The 22,623-nt window shown below is 47.2% G+C and carries 5 protein-coding genes; 3 read left to right on the forward strand and 2 right to left on the reverse strand.

What is annotated here, in order from left to right:
* Positions 1–188: 188 nt before the first annotated feature.
* Positions 189–1,385: a ParA family protein gene (locus I3X05_RS23195; RefSeq protein ID WP_061894795.1), complete on the forward strand. Its 1,197-nt coding sequence runs from the start codon at positions 189–191 to the stop codon at positions 1,383–1,385.
* A complete protein-coding gene (locus I3X05_RS23200) occupies positions 1,385–2,464 on the forward strand; it encodes a ParB family protein (protein WP_337971501.1) in 1,080 nt (359 codons plus the stop codon). The genes I3X05_RS23195 and I3X05_RS23200 overlap by 1 nt, the downstream gene beginning before the upstream one ends.
* 188 nt (positions 2,465–2,652) lie before the next feature.
* On the opposite strand, the gene ltrA is transcribed toward I3X05_RS23200, so the two are convergent.
* The gene (gene ltrA, locus I3X05_RS23205; protein ID WP_337971151.1) at positions 2,653–4,125 is read right to left on the reverse strand and encodes a group II intron reverse transcriptase/maturase; all 1,473 of its coding nucleotides are present in this window, start codon (positions 4,123–4,125) and stop codon (positions 2,653–2,655) included.
* Between the two features lie 263 nt (positions 4,126–4,388).
* Positions 4,389–4,511, reverse strand: a complete 123-nt coding sequence (locus I3X05_RS23210) for a hypothetical protein (RefSeq protein WP_337971502.1) — start codon at positions 4,509–4,511, stop codon at positions 4,389–4,391.
* Positions 4,512–5,176: 665 nt separating this feature from the next.
* On the opposite strand from I3X05_RS23210, the gene I3X05_RS23215 reads away from it, so the two are divergent.
* On the forward strand, positions 5,177–22,522 hold the full coding sequence (locus tag I3X05_RS23215) for a VCBS domain-containing protein (RefSeq protein ID WP_337971503.1): 17,346 nt from the start codon (positions 5,177–5,179) through the stop codon (positions 22,520–22,522).
* Positions 22,523–22,623: the final 101 nt, after the last annotated feature.

Here is a 22,623-nt window from a genome sequence, read left to right on the forward strand (position 1 = left end):
ACGAGGAAAGGCGATGTGTTTCATTAAAGTAGTACCACACATATGATTCATTAAAGTCGCATATTTTAACCGACTTACTTTTATTTAAACTGATATCCGGATAACAACATTCATCCATACCTCATTTTTTAATACACACCTTGAAAATTAAAGTATATACTATTTTTAAATCCTCTATGGAGATAGAAATGGATACCCAACAAACCACATTGACCTTTCAAGCTCTTAAGCAAGGTGCCGACGGTTACATCAAACGCCGCAATCAGCGTTTACTCGCCAACCATCGTAAAGAACTGCGTAACTTTACTCGTGCTGAAGCCACTGCCTATCTCGATATCGATGCTAAAACATTGGATAAGTACGTCGCCAATGCCGGGATCGACCCACGCCGCCATCAAGATTCTCAGTGGTCGATTAACATTGAAGAGATGTATACGGTGCGCGATTTGTTGCCCGACTCTCTGCGCAAAGAAGCTAAATTTGTCCGCGATAGTCACCAAAAGACCCAAATTATCGTGATTCAAAACCAAAAAGGAGGCGTTGGGAAAACCGTCTCTGCCGCAACGATTGCATCTGGTTTAGCCACTGAATTTCATCAAGAATATCGCGTCGGTCTGATCGATATGGATGGCCAAGCGACACTTTCCATGTACTACGCTCCAGAAGCAGAACAGGAAGGTTGTTTGTCCGTGGGCGACTTGATGATGCAAAACTTTGATCTCGAAGAAGGTGAAACACTGGCTCAAGTGGTGTCGGATTCGTTTTTGAAAACCACCATACCTAATCTGCGTATCCTACCGGCATCACAAACCGACCGAGCGATTGAAGGCTGGTTTCATGAGCAAGTGTTTAGCCACAAACTGCCTTCCCCTTACTCAATTTTGAGTGAGATTATCAACTCGGTGCGAGATGAGTTTGATATTATCCTGATTGATACCCCACCATCATTAGGGTACGCCACCTATAACGCCTACTTTGCAGCGACCAGTGTCGTTTTCCCACTTTCGATTACCGAAAACGACATCGATGCTACGTGCTCCTATTTCAGTTACATCCCTCAAGTGTGGGCCTTGTTGGCGAATGCCAACCACTCTGGTTATGACTTTATGAAAATACTATTAACTAACCATAGAGACGGCTCGACAACCACTGAATTAATGAACAGCTTGTACGACCATTTTTCTCCTTATCTTTACTCTAAAGAGTTCAAACATAGTGAAGCGATCCGTCAGGCCTCTTCCCTACTTTCCACCGTCTTTGATATGTCGAAAAGTGAGTATCCGAAGAGCAAAGGCACTTTCCAAAGTGCGCAGCAAAATGGTTATGAAGTGACGAGCCAAATTTTGCGCGACATCGTTAACGTTTGGCGAGAGGAACAAAAATAATGGCAAAAAAACGTGGAGGAAGCCCCTTAGGTAATGCCCCAGGGTCTCAAGAAGCCCAAGTATCAGCGGCAAAAGCGAATATTGACAGTTTAACTCGGCAGCTATCCCAAGAGCTCACTAATGCCGGCGAAAGCGTTGTCCACTATCTACAGCAAACTTTTGGTATTCAATCTGTCGGTAATAGCGTCGTATGGCAATTGGAATCAGGGAGTCAGGCGACATTTAACGAAGTGACACTGTCATACGAACAAGTTCGCGATAATACCTACGTCACCTTTGAAGTAAATGGCCGTGATCAGTCTCTTTTGACTAAAGATTCATTGTCTGATCTTGCTTCTCTAGAGTTTCAGCAGTTTTACCCTGCCGTTGGCCGAGAACTGGATGGAAAGATCGATGTGCTCGATGGTTCACGTCGCCGCGCATGGTTCTTACAAAATCGCGGGAAAGTGCAAACGTTTAGAATATTGGTCACTCAAGATCCAATATCCTACTCCGATGCCAAAGCACTAGCCAAGCAGTTACAAACCGCCAAAGAGCATAATCAGCGTGAAATCGGTTTGCAGTGTAAAGCGATCATGGCCAGTGGCGAATTTACGCAAGAAGATGTCGCTAAAGTGATGGGAATGAGCCGTCCCGCGGTCAGCAAAGCTCTCAAAGCCGCCAGTATCGATGACAAACTTATCTCCTTATTTTCGGATGTTAATCTTCTCTCACACACTGACTATTCGTTACTCGATAAAGTCATGAAAATATTGGGAAATAGTGCTGAAGAATTGGATTTATTCGTCGAGCGAGTTCAGGAAAGAACTGTCAATGTTCAGGCTGAACAGCCCCTTGATGAAACCAAGTTAGACATCATTGCCGCGATAAAAGCAGAGTTAAAAATCACTGAAGCAAAACAAGTTAAAGAACAAGCGGAAGTGACCCCCCTAGCCCAGTTTAAGAGCAAAGGCGTTTTTGCCCGTAAGCGAGTAAAAGGCCGTAATTTCTCGTATGAGTTTGGCCGCTTGTCTAAGGACGTGCAAAGTGAACTCGACCAAGCGATCGCGGCGGTATTGGAGAAGTATCAAGACCGTTGAACCTGTTGTGATTCTCGCAATAGGCAGCTCTTAGCTTAGCTGCCTATTGTGGGTCATAAAGACTCCAGCTCATTTTTGTCGGATAGGCGACACCTGTTACCAGATGCCGCCCTCCTAAGAACCGTACGTGCAACTTTCACTGCATACGGCTCAAGCCTCCGCTAAGGCGTATTACGTTACCCAGCAACCTAGATAGCAGTTAAGGCAGGGTCAAACCAAGAGTGACGACTTTCCTTTTTCGGCTTCCTCTTTGCCAAGTAATCTTGGTAAAGCGGATCGAATGGGGTTGCTGCACTTCTAATTTTCACATGCCTTTTGATCGGCGTTTTCGCTATTTGAATTAGGTTGTAGTGACAGTCCATATTGGCGATTTTCTGCCAACCGTGAAATTGCCATCCACCACTTCTGTTCATGTAGTATTTTCGCCTTACCCAGTCTTTGGGTTTAGTGGGATGACGTCTAACCGCCCATCGCCACAGTAACCAGAAGATTTGATGACCGAGGTAACCGAAAGTGCGCTTTGCAACGCAGTGGCGATAATAGTTCGCCCAACCTTTCAGCTTAGGGTTCAGTAATCTAATGAGATCATTGACTGGCATTGTTGCGTGCTTCTTGATGAGTTCACGCAAGTTACCCAAGAAAGAGAGAACGTTGCTCTTACTCGGTTTGATGAGTAGTTTGCCTTTGTACTTCCTGAGGTTAAAGCCCAGAAAATCAAAGCCATCATCTATATGAGTAATGTGTGTTTTCTCTTCAGAGAGTGTCAACCCTCTTTCTTTTAGAAAATCAATCACCCTTGGTTTGACTTCGTTAACAAGAACATCTTTTGACGAACCTGTTATCACAAAATCATCCGCATAACCGATAAAGTTAACTCGTTCTCCCGATTTCTTAGCGACTTCTTTCACGAGCTTTTCTAGGCCCGCAAGCGTCAGTAACATAAGCGTTGGAGAGATAATTCCTCCTTGCGGAGTTCCCTCCGACGTTCGGTAGAACAAGCCCTTATCGATATAGCCAGAGCCTAACCACTGCTTCAGCATCCTTTTGTCTATTTGAACATGTTCAAGTAGCCATTCATGCCCAATCTTGTCAAAGCAAGCTTTAATATCCCCCTCCAAAACCCAGCGACCTGAGCGCTTAAGACACAAGCATTTGAAACATTGTGCTATTGCGTCAGCCGTACTGCGATTAGGGCGAAAACCGTAGCTATTTGGATCTGCTATCGTTTCCGATATCGGTTCCAAAGCAAGCAGATAAAGCGCTTGTTGCGCTCGGTCTATCATGCATGGAATGCCTAGGGGTCTAAGTTTGCCATTCTTTTTCGGGATGTAGATACGTCTGAGCGGTTTAGCTCGGTAACCTTTGCGATTCAATTGATCCACTGCGGTCATTCGACGGGCATCCGTATTCCAAATGACACCATCGATTCCTGGAGTGTTACTGCCTTTGTTTTGGGACACCCGCTTCACAGCAAGTAATTTCGCTGATCTGGAGTGGGTTAAGATCCACTGCAAAGCCTTCGCTTTACTGTGTTTTCCCTCTCGAGTTGCTTTTTCAATGCGCATTTGAAGCTTTAACACGTGCGACTCGACAGCTTTCCAATCGATGGATTGCCATTGAGTGCCATTAGGAGAGGCACTAACTTCTGATGAAGCCACCATTTGCGTTTCTCCTTGAATAAAGTTCTTCAAATCATCTTGCAACGGGAGACCAGTTAGAAGTCAGCTCGCTTTCACGCCAGATATAAACCTGTATCCACTTCATTACAAAGCGGCCTTTGCTTTTTCTAACCTCCTTTACCTGCACACCTATCGGCAATCTTCGCAGACTGCTTTCCCAATGGGAGATATACAGGCTTACCCTGTTCCGTATGTCGCGCAAAATATCAGCTTAGATGCCCACTATAGTGCGGAGAGTACATCGATCACGAAAGAGTACTGTCCAACTTCTTTCCGACTCTCATTGCCATTTTTGGCCACAGCGTATTAACCACTTCCGCTGCTTCATCATATAACGCGCCTTGCGTGGATTCACTTACGTTCATCATACTGACACCCTAGCACTTACCCAATTTGTGGTTATCAGGAGGAACGTCCTCTCACGATTCCATTCCCACTCTGCCTAACGGCTGAGTTTCGTTACATTGTCGGATCCGCTGCTTTATTCAGGATCCTAGGGTCATCTGGTGATACAGATGGTTCACTCTTATCGTGGTGAACAACGCTTCATACGACTTCAGGTCGCACGGACAAAAGTAAGTTAGTGGCTTTACTAATTTAGTATTACATAGATTACTTTTTGTAATACTAAATTCCTGATCAGAAGACCCCTTTCACTCTATGACTACATCTTGAGATTAACAACTGCTACCCACTCCTTGAATCCAATATATATGTAAACAAGCTGGTCGGTTAAACGCTAATTAGAGTATGCAAATACATAGTTGTTTACATCCATTGATACCTAAAACGTAGAACCTTCTCAATTTCTGGTTTTTTCTTTAAAAATTATCCAATTAGCTAGCTAAACCTCTATCTGTGTATTTTACTTAAGATAGACAATCACGATTCACGGATGATAAAAATGGCTAACAAAAAAAACGTCGAAGCAAACAAGAAAAATAACGAGCTAGAACAAAAGAAGCCGACACAAAAAAAGAAGCTCAGACTGCATTCGCACCTTAAAGTTAAAATACCAATTTTTCAATCACTTATGATGATACTACCATCGCTGGCAAAGCACGCATCAGCCAGAAATGGAGACGATACCAGCGATACGGTAGATCGAGTAAACACAAATAGCGCGACAGAAAAAGGCATCATATCCGACCATGGCAAAGCAGAATCATCAGTGGTTAGTCATCAAGAAGCTCAAACCGGTGAAGAGCACGTAAGCCCGATCTTAAGTACAAACCAGACTCCACATGGTTCTAACAGTCACTTAGTCCCTTCTCATCATTTATCGACGTTTTCTCACCCACAAGTCCATTATATTCCTTCAGTATCGATGCCTGCCATCTCTGCAGGAAGTAACTGGCATCCTATTCCTTCAAGTACGCCTTCGACACCAGCTCTACCAGTAACTTTTATGCCAGAAGTAATAAAAGGTACATACGGAGAGCTACATGTTGATGTAAATGGTCAATACACATTTGTATTGAATCCAAAATCTCCTCAATACATCCTGCTGAACCAGCACCAACAAGGTACTGACCATTTTACGTTACATCTATCTAATGGATCGAACATCATTGTTCAGATACCGGTAACCGGTAAACAAGACACGCCAAGCATTTCTGGAGACTTAGCTGGTGTTGTAACAGAAGATCACAACATTGATTCACAAGGCTTGTTACATGCGAACGGTAAAATTGATGTAATAGATCCTGACCAAAATGAAAGTTCAATGAAGCATGAAATCATCTCTGGAAAGTATGGGGCGCTAACTATTGATGCTGATGGACACTGGCAGTATCAAGTGGATAACTCTCTTTCGAATATTCAAGCGTTAACCGCTGCCACTTCATTACACGAAAGTTTCACTGTTCACACCAAAGATGGAACTCCACAAACCATTGATATGACGATTGGAGGAAACGACGACAATGCCGTAATTTATGGAGTGGATGCAGGAGTGGTGATAGAAGATTTAACGACACAAATCCAAGGTAAACTTTCTGTAGCTGACTCTGACTTTGGAGAAAGTCACTTTCAAGCATCACAAGTAACTGGTCATTTGGGTACACTCAATATCACGGAAGATGGTGTGTGGACGTACGTTCTCGATAACACAAACCCTGCGGTTCAAGAATTAAGCGCGAATAAAACAACCACCGATACCATTACAGTACATTCAGCCGATGGTACTGCACATCAGATTACATTAACGATTAATGGCACTAATGACAAAGCCACAGTCAGCAGCGCGACCATCGCCATTGATGAAACCGACCAAGCGGTAACGACTTCAGGCACACTAACCAGTACCGACGTAGATAATCCAGACAACACTTTCATACCCGCCTCGATTACTGGCTCTAACGGTGACCTCACCATTGATGCCAATGGTCATTGGAATTTCACCGCAAGCAGTGCGTTCAATCAATTAAACGTCGGCGATAAGGTCGAAGAAACATTCACAGTGTCGTCTGTTGATGGCACACCATCGACCATCAAGGTCACAATTAATGGCACTAATGACAAAGCCACGGTCAGCAGCGCGACCATCGCCATTGATGAAACCGACCAAGCGGTAACGACTTCAGGCACGTTGGCCAGCACCGACGTAGATAACCCAGACAACACTTTCATACCCGCCTCGATTACTGGATCTAACGGTGACCTCACCATTGATGCCAATGGTCATTGGAATTTCACCGCAAGCAGTGCGTTCAATCAATTAAACGTTGGCGATAAGGTCGAAGAGACGTTTACCGTCAATTCGATTGATGGCACGCCATCGACCATCAAAGTCACAATTAATGGCACCAATGATAAAGCGACGGTCAGTACCGCAACGGTCAGTGTGGATGAAACTGACAAAGCGGTAACAACCTCAGGCACGCTAACCAGTATCGATGTTGATAACCCAGACAACACTTTCATACCCGCCTCGATTACTGGATCTAACGGTGACCTCACCATTGATGCCAATGGTCATTGGAATTTCACCGCGAACAGTGCGTTCAATCAATTAAACGTTGGCGATAAGGTCGAAGAAACCTTCACCGTGTCGTCTGTTGATGGCACACCATCGACCATCAAGGTGACGATTAATGGCACCAACGACAAAGCAACGGTCAGCACTGCAACCATTGCCATCGATGAAACCGACAAAGCGGTTACCACCTCGGGCACACTAACCAGTACCGACGTAGATAATCCAGACAACACTTTCATACCCGCCTCGATTACTGGCTCTAACGGTGACCTCACCATTGATGCTAATGGACATTGGTCATTCACCGCGAACAGTGCGTTCAATCAATTAAACGTTGGCGATAAGGTCGAAGAAACCTTCACAGTGTCGTCTGTTGATGGCACACCATCGACCATCAAGGTGACGATTAATGGCACTAATGATAAAGCGACGGTCAGTACCGCAACGGTCAGTGTGGATGAAACTGACAAAGCGGTTACCACCTCGGGAACACTAACCAGTACCGACGTAGATAATCCAGATAATACGTTTACACCCGGTTCTATTTCAGGCACTAATGGCGATCTGACTATTGATGCCAATGGTCATTGGGTGTTCACCGCAAGCAGCGCGTTCAATCAATTAAACGTTGGCGATAAGGTCGAAGAAACCTTCACAGTGTCGTCTGTTGATGGCACACCATCGACCATCAAGGTCACGATTAATGGCACCAACGACAAAGCAACGGTCAGCACTGCAACCATTGCCATCGATGAGACTGACAAAGCGGTGACGACATCAGGCACGTTGACCAGCACCGACGTAGATAACCCAGACAACACTTTCATACCCGCCTCGATTACTGGATCTAACGGTGACCTCACCATTGATGCCAATGGTCATTGGGTGTTCACCGCAAGCAGCGCGTTCAATCAATTAAACGTCGGCGATAAGGTCGAAGAAACCTTCACAGTGTCGTCTGTTGATGGCACACCATCGACCATCAAGGTCACAATTAATGGCACTAATGACAAAGCCACGGTCAGCAGCGCGACCATCGCCATTGATGAAACCGACCAAGCGGTAACGACTTCAGGCACACTAACCAGCACCGACGTAGATAACCCAGACAACACTTTCATACCCGCCTCGATTACTGGATCTAACGGTGACCTCACCATTGATGCCAATGGTCATTGGAATTTCACCGCGAACAGTGCGTTCAATCAATTAAACGTTGGCGATAAGGTCGAAGAAACCTTCACCGTGTCGTCTGTTGATGGCACACCATCGACCATCAAGGTGACGATTAATGGCACCAACGACAAAGCAACGGTCAGCACTGCAACCATTGCCATCGATGAGACTGACCAAGCGGTAACGACTTCAGGCACACTAACCAGTACCGACGTAGATAATCCAGACAACACTTTCATACCCGCCTCGATTACTGGATCTAACGGTGACCTCACCATTGATGCCAATGGTCATTGGAATTTCACCGCGAACAGTGCGTTCAATCAATTAAACGTCGGCGATAAGGTCGAAGAAACCTTCACAGTGTCGTCTGTTGATGGCACACCATCGACCATCAAAGTCACGATTAATGGCACTAATGACAAAGCAACGGTCAGCAGCGCGACCATCGCCATCGATGAAACCGACAAAGCGGTTACCACCTCGGGAACGTTGACCAGCACCGACGTAGATAATCCAGATAATGCGTTTACACCCGGTTCTATTTCAGGTGCTAACGGTGACCTGACCATTGATGCCAATGGTCATTGGGTGTTCACCGCGAACAGTGCATTCAATCAATTAAACGTTGGCGATAAGGTCGAAGAAACCTTCACCGTGTCGTCTGTTGATGGCACACCATCGACCATCAAGGTGACGATTAATGGCACCAACGACAAAGCAACGGTCAGCACTGCAACCATTGCCATCGATGAGACTGACAAAGCGGTGACGACATCAGGCACGTTGGCCAGCACCGACGTAGATAACCCAGACAACACTTTCATACCCGCCTCGATTACTGGATCTAACGGTGACCTCACCATTGATGCCAATGGTCATTGGAATTTCACCGCGAACAGTGCGTTCAATCAATTAAACGTTGGCGATAAGGTCGAAGAAACCTTCACCGTGTCGTCTGTTGATGGCACACCATCGACCATCAAGGTGACGATTAATGGCACCAACGACAAAGCAACGGTCAGCACTGCAACCATTGCCATCGATGAAACCGACAAAGCGGTGACGACATCAGGCACGTTGGCCAGTACCGACGTAGATAATCCAGACAACACTTTCATACCCGCCTCGATTACTGGCTCTAACGGTGACCTCACCATTGATGCTAATGGACATTGGTCATTCACCGCGAACAGTGCGTTCAATCAATTAAACGTTGGCGATAAGGTCGAAGAAACCTTCACAGTGTCGTCTGTTGATGGCACACCATCGACCATCAAGGTCACGATTAATGGCACCAACGACAAAGCAACGGTCAGCACTGCAACCATTGCCATCGATGAGACTGACAAAGCGGTGACGACATCAGGCACGTTGACCAGCACCGACGTAGATAACCCAGACAACACTTTCATACCCGCCTCGATTACTGGATCTAACGGTGACCTCACCATTGATGCCAATGGTCATTGGGTGTTCACCGCAAGCAGCGCGTTCAATCAATTAAACGTCGGCGATAAGGTCGAAGAAACATTCACAGTGTCGTCTGTTGATGGCACACCATCGACCATCAAGGTCACAATTAATGGCACTAATGACAAAGCCACGGTCAGCAGCGCGACCATCGCCATTGATGAAACCGACCAAGCGGTAACGACTTCAGGCACACTAACCAGCACCGACGTAGATAACCCAGACAACACTTTCATACCCGCCTCGATTACTGGATCTAACGGTGACCTCACCATTGATGCCAATGGTCATTGGAATTTCACCGCGAACAGTGCGTTCAATCAATTAAACGTTGGCGATAAGGTCGAAGAAACCTTCACCGTGTCGTCTGTTGATGGCACACCATCGACCATCAAGGTGACGATTAATGGCACCAACGACAAAGCAACGGTCAGCACTGCAACCATTGCCATCGATGAGACTGACCAAGCGGTAACGACTTCAGGCACACTAACCAGTACCGACGTAGATAATCCAGACAACACTTTCATACCCGCCTCGATTACTGGATCTAACGGTGACCTCACCATTGATGCCAATGGTCATTGGAATTTCACCGCGAACAGTGCGTTCAATCAATTAAACGTCGGCGATAAGGTCGAAGAAACCTTCACAGTGTCGTCTGTTGATGGCACACCATCGACCATCAAAGTCACGATTAATGGCACTAATGACAAAGCAACGGTCAGCAGCGCGACCATCGCCATCGATGAAACCGACAAAGCGGTTACCACCTCGGGAACGTTGACCAGCACCGACGTAGATAATCCAGATAATGCGTTTACACCCGGTTCTATTTCAGGTGCTAACGGTGACCTGACCATTGATGCCAATGGTCATTGGGTGTTCACCGCGAACAGTGCATTCAATCAATTAAACGTTGGCGATAAGGTCGAAGAAACCTTCACAGTGTCGTCTGTTGATGGCACACCATCGACCATCAAGGTGACGATTAATGGCACCAACGACAAAGCAACGGTCAGCACTGCAACCATTGCCATCGATGAGACTGACCAAGCGGTAACGACTTCAGGCACACTAACCAGTACCGACGTAGATAATCCAGACAACACTTTCATACCCGCCTCGATTACTGGATCTAACGGTGACCTCACCATTGATGCCAATGGTCATTGGAATTTCACCGCGAACAGTGCGTTCAATCAATTAAACGTCGGCGATAAGGTCGAAGAAACCTTCACAGTGTCGTCTGTTGATGGCACACCATCGACCATCAAAGTCACGATTAATGGCACTAATGACAAAGCAACGGTCAGCAGCGCGACCATCGCCATCGATGAAACCGACAAAGCGGTTACCACCTCGGGAACGTTGACCAGCACCGACGTAGATAATCCAGATAATGCGTTTACACCCGGTTCTATTTCAGGTGCTAACGGTGACCTGACCATTGATGCCAATGGTCATTGGGTGTTCACCGCGAACAGTGCATTCAATCAATTAAACGTTGGCGATAAGGTCGAAGAAACCTTCACAGTGTCGTCTGTTGATGGCACACCATCGACCATCAAGGTGACGATTAATGGCACCAACGACAAAGCAACGGTCAGCACTGCAACCATTGCCATCGATGAGACTGACAAAGCGGTGACGACATCAGGCACGTTGGCCAGCACCGACGTAGATAACCCAGACAACACTTTCATACCCGCCTCGATTACTGGATCTAACGGTGACCTCACCATTGATGCCAATGGTCATTGGGTGTTCACCGCAAGCAGCGCGTTCAATCAATTAAACGTCGGCGATAAGGTCGAAGAAACATTCACAGTGTCGTCTGTTGATGGCACACCATCGACCATCAAGGTCACAATTAATGGCACTAATGACAAAGCCACGGTCAGCAGCGCGACCATCGCCATTGATGAAACCGACCAAGCGGTAACGACTTCAGGCACACTAACCAGCACCGACGTAGATAACCCAGACAACACTTTCATACCCGCCTCGATTACTGGATCTAACGGTGACCTCACCATTGATGCCAATGGTCATTGGAATTTCACCGCGAACAGTGCGTTCAATCAATTAAACGTTGGCGATAAGGTCGAAGAAACCTTCACCGTGTCGTCTGTTGATGGCACACCATCGACCATCAAGGTGACGATTAATGGCACCAACGACAAAGCAACGGTCAGCACTGCAACCATTGCCATCGATGAAACCGACAAAGCGGTGACGACATCAGGCACGTTGGCCAGTACCGACGTAGATAATCCAGACAACACTTTCATACCCGCCTCGATTACTGGCTCTAACGGTGACCTCACCATTGATGCTAATGGACATTGGTCATTCACCGCGAACAGTGCGTTCAATCAATTAAACGTTGGCGATAAGGTCGAAGAAACCTTCACAGTGTCGTCTGTTGATGGCACACCATCGACCATCAAGGTGACGATTAATGGCACTAATGATAAAGCGACGGTCAGTACCGCAACGGTCAGTGTGGATGAAACTGACAAAGCGGTTACCACCTCGGGAACACTAACCAGTACCGACGTAGATAATCCAGATAATACGTTTACACCCGGTTCTATTTCAGGCACTAATGGCGATCTGACTATTGATGCCAATGGTCATTGGGTGTTCACCGCAAGCAGCGCGTTCAATCAATTAAACGTTGGCGATAAGGTCGAAGAAACCTTCACAGTGTCGTCTGTTGATGGCACACCATCGACCATCAAGGTCACGATTAATGGCACCAACGACAAAGCAACGGTCAGCACTGCAACCATTGCCATCGATGAAACCGACAAAGCGGTTACCACCTCGGGAACGTTGACCAGCACCGACGTAGATAATCCAGATAATGCGTTTACACCCGGTTCTATTTCAGGTGCTAACGGTGACCTGACCATTGATGCCAATGGTCATTGGGTGTTCACCGCAAGCAGCGCGTTCAATCAATTAAACGTCGGCGATAAGGTCGAAGAAACATTCACAGTGTCGTCTGTTGATGGCACCCCATCGACCATCAAGGTGACGATTAATGGCACTAATGACAAAGCCACTGTTAGCAGTGCGACCGTTGCCATCAATGAGACTGACCAAGCGGTTACCACCTCGGGAACGTTGACCAGCACCGACGTAGATAATCCAGATAATGCGTTTACACCCGGTTCTATTTCAGGTGCTAACGGTGACCTGACCATTGATGCCAATGGTCATTGGGTGTTCACCGCGAACAGTGCATTCAATCAATTAAACGTTGGCGATAAGGTCGAAGAAACCTTCACAGTGTCGTCTGTTGATGGCACACCATCGACCATCAAGGTGACGATTAATGGCACCAACGACAAAGCAACGGTCAGTACCGCAACGGTCAGTGTGGATGAAACTGACAAAGCGGTGACGACATCAGGCACGTTGGCCAGCACCGACGTAGATAACCCAGACAACACTTTCATACCCGCCTCGATTACTGGATCTAACGGTGACCTGACCATTGATGCCAATGGTCATTGGGTGTTCACCGCGAACAGTGCATTCAATCAATTAAACGTTGGCGATAAGGTCGAAGAAACCTTCACAGTGTCGTCTGTTGATGGCACACCATCGACCATCAAGGTGACGATTAATGGCACCAACGACAAAGCAACGGTCAGCACTGCAACCATTGCCATCGATGAGACTGACCAAGCGGTAACGACTTCAGGCACACTAACCAGTACCGACGTAGATAATCCAGACAACACTTTCATACCCGCCTCGATTACTGGATCTAACGGTGACCTCACCATTGATGCCAATGGTCATTGGAATTTCACCGCGAACAGTGCGTTCAATCAATTAAACGTCGGCGATAAGGTCGAAGAAACCTTCACAGTGTCGTCTGTTGATGGCACACCATCGACCATCAAAGTCACGATTAATGGCACTAATGACAAAGCAACGGTCAGCAGCGCGACCATCGCCATCGATGAAACCGACAAAGCGGTTACCACCTCGGGAACGTTGACCAGCACCGACGTAGATAATCCAGATAATGCGTTTACACCCGGTTCTATTTCAGGTGCTAACGGTGACCTGACCATTGATGCCAATGGTCATTGGGTGTTCACCGCGAACAGTGCATTCAATCAATTAAACGTTGGCGATAAGGTCGAAGAAACCTTCACAGTGTCGTCTGTTGATGGCACACCATCGACCATCAAGGTGACGATTAATGGCACCAACGACAAAGCAACGGTCAGCACTGCAACCATTGCCATCGATGAGACTGACAAAGCGGTGACGACATCAGGCACGTTGGCCAGCACCGACGTAGATAACCCAGACAACACTTTCATACCCGCCTCGATTACTGGATCTAACGGTGACCTCACCATTGATGCCAATGGTCATTGGGTGTTCACCGCAAGCAGCGCGTTCAATCAATTAAACGTCGGCGATAAGGTCGAAGAAACATTCACAGTGTCGTCTGTTGATGGCACACCATCGACCATCAAGGTCACAATTAATGGCACTAATGACAAAGCCACGGTCAGCAGCGCGACCATCGCCATTGATGAAACCGACCAAGCGGTAACGACTTCAGGCACACTAACCAGCACCGACGTAGATAACCCAGACAACACTTTCATACCCGCCTCGATTACTGGATCTAACGGTGACCTCACCATTGATGCCAATGGTCATTGGAATTTCACCGCGAACAGTGCGTTCAATCAATTAAACGTTGGCGATAAGGTCGAAGAAACCTTCACCGTGTCGTCTGTTGATGGCACACCATCGACCATCAAGGTGACGATTAATGGCACCAACGACAAAGCAACGGTCAGCACTGCAACCATTGCCATCGATGAAACCGACAAAGCGGTGACGACATCAGGCACGTTGGCCAGTACCGACGTAGATAATCCAGACAACACTTTCATACCCGCCTCGATTACTGGCTCTAACGGTGACCTCACCATTGATGCTAATGGACATTGGTCATTCACCGCGAACAGTGCGTTCAATCAATTAAACGTTGGCGATAAGGTCGAAGAAACCTTCACAGTGTCGTCTGTTGATGGCACACCATCGACCATCAAGGTGACGATTAATGGCACTAATGATAAAGCGACGGTCAGTACCGCAACGGTCAGTGTGGATGAAACTGACAAAGCGGTTACCACCTCGGGAACACTAACCAGTACCGACGTAGATAATCCAGATAATACGTTTACACCCGGTTCTATTTCAGGCACTAATGGCGATCTGACTATTGATGCCAATGGTCATTGGGTGTTCACCGCAAGCAGCGCGTTCAATCAATTAAACGTTGGCGATAAGGTCGAAGAAACCTTCACAGTGTCGTCTGTTGATGGCACACCATCGACCATCAAGGTCACGATTAATGGCACCAACGACAAAGCAACGGTCAGCACTGCAACCATTGCCATCGATGAAACCGACAAAGCGGTTACCACCTCGGGAACGTTGACCAGCACCGACGTAGATAATCCAGATAATGCGTTTACACCCGGTTCTATTTCAGGTGCTAACGGTGACCTGACCATTGATGCCAATGGTCATTGGGTGTTCACCGCAAGCAGCGCGTTCAATCAATTAAACGTCGGCGATAAGGTCGAAGAAACATTCACAGTGTCGTCTGTTGATGGCACACCATCGACCATCAAGGTCACAATTAATGGCACTAATGACAAAGCCACGGTCAGCAGCGCGACCATCGCCATTGATGAAACCGACCAAGCGGTAACGACTTCAGGCACACTAACCAGCACCGACGTAGATAACCCAGACAACACTTTCATACCCGCCTCGATTACTGGATCTAACGGTGACCTCACCATTGATGCCAATGGTCATTGGAATTTCACCGCGAACAGTGCGTTCAATCAATTAAACGTTGGCGATAAGGTCGAAGAAACCTTCACCGTGTCGTCTGTTGATGGCACACCATCGACCATCAAGGTGACGATTAACGGCACTAATGATGCCCCCGTCATTAATGCTCAATCTCACTCCGTTGTTGAAGGAGGTAGCCTCTTAAATGGAAAAATGGTTGGGCACGACATTGATACAGGTGCGACATTGACTTACAGTGCACCGCAGGTTGATGGCTTAGTTCTTAACCCTGATGGTAGTTACAGTTTTGACCCCAGTCATGCCACCTACCTGTCGTTAGCATCGGGAGCAACAAAAACACTCACAATTCCTGTAACCTTGACCGATGAACACCACGCTAGCAGCACCCAAAACCTTTCGATCACAATAACAGGTGCCAATAACTCTGCGACGATCAGCGGTGTTAGCACAGGTGATGTCGATGAAGGACATGGCAGTTATGGCGATAGGTCACCAGACTATGCTCATCCTGGCATGGCGAAACTAGGGCAAGATGCAATAACTGCTGATGGCAAGTTGGATATAGTTGATCCTGATAGTGGTGAAGCCCAATTTGACCCTAAAGGCGGTGCTTGGAATAACTCCTACAATGGCCAATATGGCCACTTATTATTAAACAGTGATGGAACTTGGCATTACGATGTAACAGTGGGAAGTAGTGATTGGGTTGGTAATAAAAAAACAACGATTGGCACCACTATAGATCAACTTGGTGAAGGGCAAAGCTTAACCGATACGATTACAGTCCATTCAAAAGATGGTACAACACACGATATTGTCATCACCATTCACGGCAGTAACGACAGACCTTACTGTTCATCTGAAGTGGTGCTTGCAAATGGCAGTGAAGATACACGCCAAACCTTAACCACCGCGCAACTATTAGCGAATACCGTCGATGTGGATGCCAATGACGCCGGTAAACTAACCATTGAAAACCTGCATGCTGACCATGGATCCATTCTAAACAATGCCGATGGCACGTTTACCTTTACCCCAGAAAAAGACTATAACGGCGATGTGCACTTTAGCTATGACGTCAAAGATGCACACGGTGGTGTGACCCACACTGGCGCATCAACGACGCTCTCGGCTGTTGGCGATAAAGCCCAAATCGCTGGCGTTGATACTGGTTCAATAACCGAAAACAGCGCGGGTGTCGACATGTCACCCGACTATGCTCACTCAGGCATCGCCACACTTGGCAATACAACACTCTATGCTGATGGCAAGCTGACCATCACAGACCCCGATGTAGGCGAGTCAGGATTTGAACGCCAAGGCAGCAATGGTTACGACTATCACGGCACCTATGGCGATCTAATCTTACTCACCGATGGCACCTGGCATTACCATGCCGATGCTGGGCATCTATCAGGTATAGGTGCTAGACCCACAACGCGTGGCACTGCAATTGACCAACTTGGTGAAGGGCAAAGCTTAACCGATACGATTACAGTCCATTCAAAAGATGGTACAACACACGATATTGTCATCACCATTCACGGCAGTAACGACAGACCTTACTGTTCATCTGAAGTGGTGCTTGCAAATGGCAGTGAAGATACACGCCAAACCTTAACCACCGCGCAACTATTAGCGAATACCGTCGATGTGGATGCCAATGACGCCGGTAAACTAACCATTGAAAACCTGCATGCTGACCATGGATCCATTCTAAACAATGCCGATGGCACGTTTACCTTTACCCCAGAAAAAGACTATAACGGCGATGTACACTTCCGCTATGACGTTAAAGATGCACACGGTGGTGTGACACACACCGGCGCAACCACCAACTTGGCTGCAGTTAACGATAACCCTGATGTGACACCTTTAACCGACAGTGTCAGTGAGGGGGCCGATAATCATCACACCCTCAATCTGCTATTAGGTGCCACAGATAAAGAGGGCGACGCTTTAACTATCAGTCACCTTGAATATGCCATCGATGGTCAACCTCAGGCAGGGAAAATCCCCGCAGGTATCACCTTAGATGCTGATGGTCATACATTAATTGTTGATGCCACTGATCCCGCATTTAATCATTTGGCCAATGGTCAGTCGCAACAAATCGCTATCACTTATCAAGTAGAAGATGGCCATGGTGGAAGTACGCAACAAACCGCCACGCTTACGATTGCCGGGACAGATGATAAAGCCACACTGGTTTCTAATGTCATTCAGCTCACTGAAACACAAGCGCTGGATAGTGAATTTAAATCCTATAGAGGCCAGCTTCAGCTGATTGACCCTGATAGTGGTGATAATACTCAGTTTGTATTTAGCGGGAAGTATTTAGGTCAAGGTTTTGCACCTGGTTACCTTGATGTTTGGCCTAATGGCTCTTATCAATTCAAATTAGATGCTGGTACCAATCGTCATGCGGATGAACTCATTGGTAGCCTACATGCTGGCGAGTCGAAGGAGTTCCCCTACGAAGTCGAAACCTCTGATGGTCAGAAGCTCACCATTATGGTGAAAGTGACCGGTGAAGATAACCAAGCAAAAATTGCAGTGACGCCCTACTCGAGCCTAAATAATCATGTTTACGAAGATCACACTTCCTTTGGCAATACCACCAATAAGCTCAGTAGTGGCGGCACGTTACAGGTCATTGACCCCGATCACGACCAAGCCGGTTTTATTGCACAAACCATCACCACCGCTGAAGGTGGTCGGTTCAATATCAACGCACAGGGCCAATGGTCATACGATATTGACAATGATAAAGTCCAATATTTAGGCGCAGGGGAAAGCTTCCAGCAAACCTTTACCGTTGAATCTATTGATGGCAGTGCTAAAAAAGATATCACAGTGACCGTTCATGGCACCAACGATGCCCCCGTCGCATCAGCTGAAGTACGTTTAGCGAATGGCTTAGAAGATAGCAAAATTGTCCTCACCCCAGCACTGCTACTTGCTAACACGACTGATATCGATGATAACGATATTGGCAAATTATCCATTGAAAACCTACACGCTGATCATGGCGCTATTGCATTAAATACCGATGGCACCTTTACCTTTACCCCAGAAAAAGACTATAACGGCGATGTGCACTTCAGCTATGACGTCAAAGATGCTCATGGTGGTGTTACCCACACTGGCGCATCAACGACACTCTCGGCGGTTGGCGATAAAGCCCAAATCGCTGGCATTGATACAGGATCGATATCCGAGAATACTGCGGGCGTGGACAAGTCACCTGACTATGCCCAACCAGGCATAGCCACACTTGGCAATGCTCCTCTTTATGCTGATGGTAAGCTAACAATAACCGATCCTGATGTTGGCGAAGCAGGGTTTGAGCGCCAAGGTAGCAATGGTTATGACTACCATGGTACCTATGGTGATTTAATATTACTCACTGATGGTACTTGGCATTATCAAGCTGATGCAGGGCACAGAGCCCTTATTGGCGGTACTACGACAACTCGTGGCACCGCTATTGACCAACTCGGTGAAAACCAAAGTCTAACCGACACGATTACGGTTCATTCAAAAGATGGTACAACTCACGACATCGTCATCACTATTCATGGCAGTAACGACAGGCCATATTGCTCGTCAGAGGTGATACTACAAAGTGGCACTGAAGATACCCGTCAAACCTTAACCACAGCGCAACTATTAGCGAATACCGTCGATGTCGATAAAAACGATGCCGGATTACTATCCATTGAAAATCTTCATGCTGACCATGGTTCCATTCTAAACAATGCCGATGGCACCTTCACCTTTACCCCAGAAAAAGACTACAACGGCGATGTACACTTTAGCTATGACGTCAAAGATGCACATGGTGGAGTGACCCACACAGGGGCATCAACGACACTGTCGGCGGTTGATGATGCGGCTGTCATCACAGGAACGGGCGGTCATCTACTTGAGGAAGATAATCTATATTACGGCTATACGATTAAAACAAACGGCCAGTTTCAGGTCGTTGATCCTGATGGGCCAAGCCAGTCGAAGTTTCCGGACGGTTTGCATCACCACACCGGAAGTCTTGGTGGAACGTTGCAACTTTATGGTAATGGGAACTATTTTTACGATATTGACAATAGTACGGTTAACCACCTTGCTGCGGGACAGGAGGCCAAGGAAACTTTTACTATTCACAGTGTCGATGGAACGCCACACCAGGTTGAATTCGTCATCGAAGGTACCAACGATGCGCCTTTTGTGCGCGGTGCCGCTACCCTTTCTGCCGGTATTGAGGACACCGCTGTCACTTTGCACGTCGCAGATTTGCTCGCACAAGCCGGCGACTATGATGATGGTGAAACCGCGCAGCTCAGTGTGCATAACCTAAGTGCAGATCACGGGACGGTCACAGACCATAAAGACGGCACCTACACTTTCAACCCAGATGCAGATTATAACGGGACGGTACACTTTACCTACGATGTTCAAGACCCTCAGGGTGCGACGGTTGCTACCTCGGCATCCATGGCCTTGGCCGCCGTGGCCGATAAGCCTATCTTGAATGTCGATATTACGGATACTTCTGATAATACCCTGAATGACAGCGAATCTGGCGCGGCAGCTATCTCAGGGACACTTGACCCGAGCGTAGCATCGACACTGGAGCGCATTGAGATCACCGATGGCACAACGACGGTCACCGTCGACAAAGCCAATATCACCGTCGCTGCAGACGGCACCTATCAAACAACCGCAGATATTTCCTCCTTAAAAGACGGAACGCTGACTGTGACGGCGCATGCGACAAGTCATGACGGTACAACCGCTACCTCGACTGACACGATTATCAAAGATAGCGTGGCCACCGTGCACGATAACAACGCCAGCATGAACGAAAATCAGCCTAGCATTCATGGCAACTTGATTGCTGATGACGAAGCCGGTGTTCAAGTAACCGGTGGGCTCGGTGAGCAACTGGGCAGCTATGGCAAGTTTGTGATCCATGCTAATGGCTCCTACACCTATACGCCTGATGCACGAGCGCAAGCACTAAACCTCAATGAGCACCAGCAAGAAACCTTCACGTTTACGGTCACAGACAAAGCTGGGAATACCGCGATAGAAACCTTCCAAATCTCGCTGACAGGGCGTAATGATGGGCCTGTGATTACGAATGCTGTGAGCGACTCACAGGGCGCTACAGTAGAAGATGGTGCCACCAGAGTCAGCGGCCAGTTGTCGGCGAGTGATTTAGATAAGGGTGACCAACTGTCTTGGGAGGTCGTTGGCAGTGGTTCAAATCCTGGTACAGGGAACTATGGGAATCTGGCGGTCTTACCTTCAACCGGTCAGTGGGTTTATCGTCTGGATCAGGGCGCTCATACGCAAGCTCTTGCAGATGGTGAACAAAAGCAAGAAACATTCACTCTTAGGGTGACCGACAGTTATGGAGCCAGCGTCGACCAGACTGTTGTGATCACAGTGACAGGCACAAACGATGCGCCAGTGGTTTCATCGAATGTGGCTTTAGCGACGGGTACTGAGGATACAACAGTCACATTGACTGAAGCGCAACTGCTGGCCAATGCCTCAGATGTTGATCATGGTGAAGCAGCGCTGCTCAGTGTGCATAACCTCAGTGCAGACCACGGCACGATCACCGACAACAAAGACGGTACTTACACCTTTACCCCAGAAAAAGACTACAACGGCGATGTGCACTTTAGCTATGACGTCAAAGATGCACACGGTGGTGTAACACACACCGGTGCATCAACAACACTCTCGGCAGTTGGCGATAAAGCCCAAATCGCTGGCGTTGATACTGGTTCAATAACCGAAAACAGTGCGGGTGTCGATATGTCACCGGATTATGCTCAACCAGGCATCGCCACACTTGGCAATAAAACACTCTATGCGGATGGCAAGCTGACCATCACAGACCCCGATGTAGGCGAGTCAGGATTTGAACGCCAAGGCAGCAATGGTTACGACTATCACGGCACCTATGGCGATCTAATCTTACTCACCGATGGCACCTGGCATTACCATGCTGATGCAGGGAACAGAGCAGCTATTGGTGGTACAACGACAACTCGTGGCAGCGCGATTGACCAACTCGGCGACGGCCAAAGCCTAACCGACACGATTACAGTTCACTCCAAAGATGGCACAACACACGATATTGTCATCACCATTCACGGCAGTAACGACAGACCTTACTGTTCATCTGAAGTGGTGCTTGCAAATGGCAGTGAAGATACACGCCAAACCTTAACCACCGCGCAACTATTAGCGAATACCGTCGATGTGGATGCCAATGACGCCGGTAAACTAACCATTGAAAACCTGCATGCTGACCATGGATCCATTCTAAACAATACCGATGGCACGTTTACTTTTACCCCAGAAAAAGACTATAACGGCGATGTACATTTTAGCTATGACGTTAAGGATGCACACGGTGGTGTGGCTCATACAGGTGCAACTACTAACTTAGTACCTGATTCTCCTATCCAACATGACACTCCTGATTTTGAGCAAGTTAACAGTGAGGAGTTTAGCGTTGAGGTAGATATCGCCATCCCGAGTGACGATAAATTTAACCAATTGAACAGTGCCGACGCAATACAAAGTGGTCATGAGAATGATACCTCAATGACTGGAGCAAATGCTTACCTTGATGCCCTTGGTATAACACCAACACATCACGCAATAGAAAATGAGCAGCAACATCAACCCGCTGATATGGATCTTGTTTGGGCGCAAAGCGAGCAAGCGTCACTCGTTGATGAACATGGTATACATATTGATGTTTCTGATGCAGTTACAGATGAAAATCATCAAGATGATAATGGTCACGACAACCAACATGATGATCAGCATCAGCAAGTCGATAATTAATACCATTTCCACTAATAAAGTGATCAAATATTGGGTGTGAAAAAGAAGTTAGTTAAAGGCGAACATTGATGTAATAGTATTACCTTTACGAAATATTCAGC

This window comes from Vibrio navarrensis (assembly GCF_015767675.1).
Lineage (GTDB): Bacteria > Pseudomonadota > Gammaproteobacteria > Enterobacterales > Vibrionaceae > Vibrio.

What these genes read in the sequence shown, in the direction of transcription:
- I3X05_RS23195 (WP_061894795.1), top strand. Translation starts at nt 189, where the DNA reads ATGGATACCCAACAAACCACATTGACCTTTCAAGCTCTTAAGCAAGGT.
- I3X05_RS23200 (WP_337971501.1), top strand. Translation starts at nt 1,385, where the DNA reads ATGGCAAAAAAACGTGGAGGAAGCCCCTTAGGTAATGCCCCAGGGTCT.
- ltrA (WP_337971151.1), bottom strand. Translation starts at nt 4,125, where the DNA reads ATGGTGGCTTCATCAGAAGTTAGTGCCTCTCCTAATGGCACTCAATGG.
- I3X05_RS23210 (WP_337971502.1), bottom strand. Translation starts at nt 4,511, where the DNA reads ATGATGAACGTAAGTGAATCCACGCAAGGCGCGTTATATGATGAAGCA.
- I3X05_RS23215 (WP_337971503.1), top strand. Translation starts at nt 5,177, where the DNA reads ATGATGATACTACCATCGCTGGCAAAGCACGCATCAGCCAGAAATGGA.